At 42.9% G+C, this 3,847-nt stretch carries 4 protein-coding genes; all 4 read right to left on the bottom strand.

The features are described from left to right. Nucleotides 1-432, bottom strand: a 432-nt coding sequence (locus AB4496_RS12070) for an SPFH domain-containing protein (RefSeq protein WP_372131036.1), incomplete at its 3' end; no start/stop codon positions are given. Nucleotides 433-642: 210 nt separating this feature from the next. Further along, nucleotides 643-1,497 carry a co-chaperone YbbN gene (locus tag AB4496_RS12065; protein WP_009847353.1) on the bottom strand — a complete coding sequence of 285 codons (855 nt, stop codon included), beginning with the start codon at nucleotides 1,495-1,497 and terminating at the stop codon, nucleotides 643-645. A 395-nt stretch (nucleotides 1,498-1,892) separates the two neighbouring features. Continuing rightward, nucleotides 1,893-2,720: an SDR family oxidoreductase gene (locus AB4496_RS12060; RefSeq protein ID WP_009847352.1), complete on the bottom strand. Its 828-nt coding sequence runs from the start codon at nucleotides 2,718-2,720 to the stop codon at nucleotides 1,893-1,895. Nucleotides 2,721-2,763: 43 nt separating this feature from the next. Further along, nucleotides 2,764-3,678, bottom strand: a complete 915-nt coding sequence (locus AB4496_RS12055) for a TIGR01777 family oxidoreductase (RefSeq protein ID WP_009847351.1) — start codon at nucleotides 3,676-3,678, stop codon at nucleotides 2,764-2,766. Nucleotides 3,679-3,847 lie beyond the last annotated feature (169 nt).

Raw genomic sequence — 3,847 nt, 5'->3', positions numbered from 1 at the left:
CAATAATTTGGTGTTAATCATGTCTCGCTGGCTGAGCATTTCATCCAGTTCCATCGAGCCCAGTACAGTACGGATATTGGTGAGAGTTAAATTACGAATCGCGTGCTCAAGATCATTCACCTCATAAGCCGCTTTAGGCGCGTCGATCACTTGAACGAAACACACCGCATCAATAACCACATTTGCATTATCTTTGGAGATGACTTCTTGTGCCGGGATGTCGAGAACACGTTCCATCATACTGATGCGTTGTCCGATTTTATCGATAAATGGAATGATCAGGTTCAGACCTGGTTGGAGGGTTTGTGTATAACGGCCGAAGCGTTCTACGGTCCAGTTATTGCCTTGCGGAACCGTTTTTACTCCGGCGAAAATAAACAATATTGCGACGGCAGTAAAGACGCCGATAGTAATCAATGTATCAATAGCCATACAAAATCCTTTGCAAGTTTAAGTTTTTGATAGTTCAGTATTGATACTGGCTCATATTTAAATTCTGAGCAAATTTATAAATGAGAAATGGGCCATAAAATATTGATTTTATGGCCCATTTTACATTCTATTATTCGATAAACTAATTGATTGAATTGTCAATTTTCGATGAGATATACGATGCTTATCTTTAGTACTTTTAGGGTTTAGTTAGTAGAGCAGAGAGTACAGCTGTCGGCGGTACTTACTGGCAACTGGGTTACCTTGTCCAAGCGCACTTAAGATATCCATGAACTCTTTTTTCATATCGCCATTGCAAACATTTAGATCTTTTGCAAGGAAAGACCACAACAGTTCCATCGCTTCTTCGTTGCGATTCACTTGGTGATATTGCAATGCTAATTCAGATGCTGTCTTAGCGTCATATGGGTCTTGCTGAAGAGCGGTTTCTAATGCTTGTATTTCAGGGCTGTCTGCTGCTTGCTTGTGAAGCTCAAGCTTTGCGACTAAGCCTTTATAGTAATTATCTTGGTACTCTAGAGGAATGGTGGCTAGCTGAGTTTCAGCTAGATCAAACTGTTGCGTTTCTAGTAAACATTCTGCGATTGCCAGTTTTACCTCGCCTTTGCTCGTCAGCTCTATTGGCAATTGTTGCATTGCTGCGAGCGCTTGTGCGTGCTCGCCTGCTTGCATTTGCTCGAGAGCCTGACGCAGTGCGAGCTCGTCTTGGCTAGGAAGGTGTTTTCCTAACATTTCAACAATCGCTTGTATGCTTTGTGGGCCACCCAAACCATCAACAGGCTGACCGTTAACAAACAGTGCAATAGTAGGGAGTGCTTGTACGCCAAATTGGCTAGCAATTGCCTGCTCTTGTTCACAATTCAACAGAGCTAAAGTAAAAGCGCCGTTGTATTGCTGAGTTAATGTTTGCAGTTCAGGGATCACCTGAGCACTTTCTTGGCTCATTGGTGCCCAAAAGTGGATGAGTACAGGCGTCTGCATTGAGGTTTCTAATACTTGACGAAAGTTCTGCTCATTAAGTTCAACAATATGCGGAGATTGCATTTACGTTCCTTGAGGTGTGTTTTGTGGGTACGTTGCAAATATGGGGGGAGATGCTGGTAACTTCAAGATCTAACTTGGTTATCTCAAATAAAAAGAGCCAAAATAGAAAAACGCTATGCTTCTATGTTGATAGAGTGGTTATCTCAACAGGGAAGGCATAGCGTTATCATTGAGGTGGTCAGTGAGGCATAGCGTAAGATACTCAAAACAGAATAAACAACGTAATCGCCAGAGTCACACCGACCCAATTAAGGCGGTTTAAAGTCATGAAATATCCAGATTAGGTTCATCAATTGGGAATAATTGATGAGATAGGACAATCATGACATCTTATTGTTACGGAAAAATTACATCGTTACATTAAAGTTTGCGACTGTTGATGCAAAGTTAGTAATTTATGCAGCTTTTCTCAAAATAGGGTCTAGCAAGCGACTTGGTAGCATTCTTTTCAATACCGCGAAGACTTTAGTTGGGGTCGTCACTCGGTATCTGAGTTTGGGTTTATCGGCGGTGAGTGCGTGATAAACCGGTTCAATACAACTTTCAGGCGGAAGAACAAAAGCGTTGTTCGATGATTCTTTTTCGAGTCGGTCTTTTTGTTGTTGATAAGCTTCTTGATGAGCGCTGCCAGCAATGGTGATCCATTTATTGAAAGCTTTCAGGGCATTATTTCTAAATTGGGTTTCTATTGGACCTGGCTGCAATAACGAGATATGAATACCACTACCATGCAGTTCTAAACGTAACGTATCTGTCCAGCCTTCTAGAGCGAACTTTGAAGCGTTGTAAGCGCCACGATATTTCATGGCCGCAAAGCCTAATACGGAACTGTTTTGTACGATTCGACCTTCGCCGCGTTCGCGCATGTGCGGAAGTATCTGACAAACAAGATGATGCCAGCCAAAGAAGTTGGTTTCGAATTGCTCTTTGAGACCTTGGGTTGGTAAGTCTTCTAGCGCGCCAGCTTGACCATAAGCGCCGTTATTGAATAAACCATATAATCCGTTAGGCGCTAGCTCAATAGCAAGTTGTGCAGCTTGTTCAATGCTTTCTTGGTTAGAAAGGTCGAGCTGTATGCAGGTCAGTCCCTCATCTTGCAGACGCTGTACATCTTGCGGATGACGACACGATGCAATGACGTGGAAACCACGCTTTTGTAGTGCATGCGCACATGTATAGCCAATACCCGTTGAGCAACCGGTGATCAGAATCGACTTGTTCACGCTTAATCCTTCATTAGAGTCTTTATCGCTCTAGGGTAAAGAATTAATCTTGATGTTGTAACAAGTTTTTTAAGGCTGGTTCTATTCTTGAGTAACTAAAGATAAATCCCATTTCAGTGAGTTTCTTTGGTTTGGAACGAATGCTGTCAAAGAGCAGACAAGAAGATTCACCCATCAGAAGCGACATTGCCCATTTCGGAGTGAATAAGAAATGAGGTCGGCGTAGTTGCTTGGCGAGTGTACTGCTGAACAGTTTGTTGGTGACAGGGTGCGGGGCACACATATTAAATTCCCCTTGAGCGTGAGGAGTTGACAATAAGTGGTTGATGGCTCTCACCATATCAAGCATGTGAATCCAAGGCATGTACTGTTCGCCTGAACCAAGTGGTCCGCCTACTCCGAGTTTGTAGGGCATTAGCATCTTCTTTAGAGCACCACCATTTTCACCTAACACAATCCCCGTTCTTAGTAGTATCACACGCGTCTCATCGGACTGGGCTCTCTTGGCGATCTCTTCCCAGTGCGCGCAGACTTTGTGAGGAAAACTTTCGTCTTCTACTCGTAGTGATTCATCAAATGGGTGTTGCTGTTGATCGCCATAGTAACCCACGGCTGAGCCGCTAATGAAAGCCTGCGGTGGGTTGCTACTGGCATGAATTAACTCGACCAGTTTTTCAGTAATGTGCCAACGACTGTTACAGATCCTCTCTTTTTGCTCCGTACTCCAACGCTTGTCAGCGATCGGTTCGCCAGCAAGATTGACCACGACATCGAAGTCATTGAGATCGCTGAGTTCATCAAGAGATTGAATGTAATGAAGGTTATTCTGGTTCAGGTGATTTAGGTTTTGCTTCGCTTTTTCGGGGCTCCGTGTCAACAATGTCACATCGTCAGTATTCCAACTTTTGACCAATTCAGAACCAATAAATCCCGTACCACCAGTTAACAATATCTTCATACCAATCTCCCTATTAAACATAATTATAGACATGGCTTGTTTTTGAACGCCAATCAATACGAAAAAATCACTATAACGATCAGTTGGTTTCAATTGTGTGATACCCAAATTACGCCGTATCAATTTACGAAAGAATGAAATTAAATTAATCAGGTTAGGATGTATACCG

The sequence above is a fragment of the Vibrio sp. 10N.222.46.A1 genome (assembly GCF_041473595.1).
In the GTDB taxonomy this organism is placed as follows: Bacteria; Pseudomonadota; Gammaproteobacteria; order Enterobacterales; family Vibrionaceae; genus Vibrio; species Vibrio tasmaniensis_A.
Note: the sequence above shows the minus strand (reverse complement) of the source record. Positions and strands in the feature narration are given on the sequence as shown.

Coding starts and splice junctions, on each gene's coding strand:
- AB4496_RS12065 (WP_009847353.1), bottom strand. CDS start 1,497: ATGCAATCTCCGCATATTGTTGAACTTAATGAGCAGAACTTTCGTCAA.
- AB4496_RS12055 (WP_009847351.1), bottom strand. CDS start 3,678: ATGAAGATATTGTTAACTGGTGGTACGGGATTTATTGGTTCTGAATTG.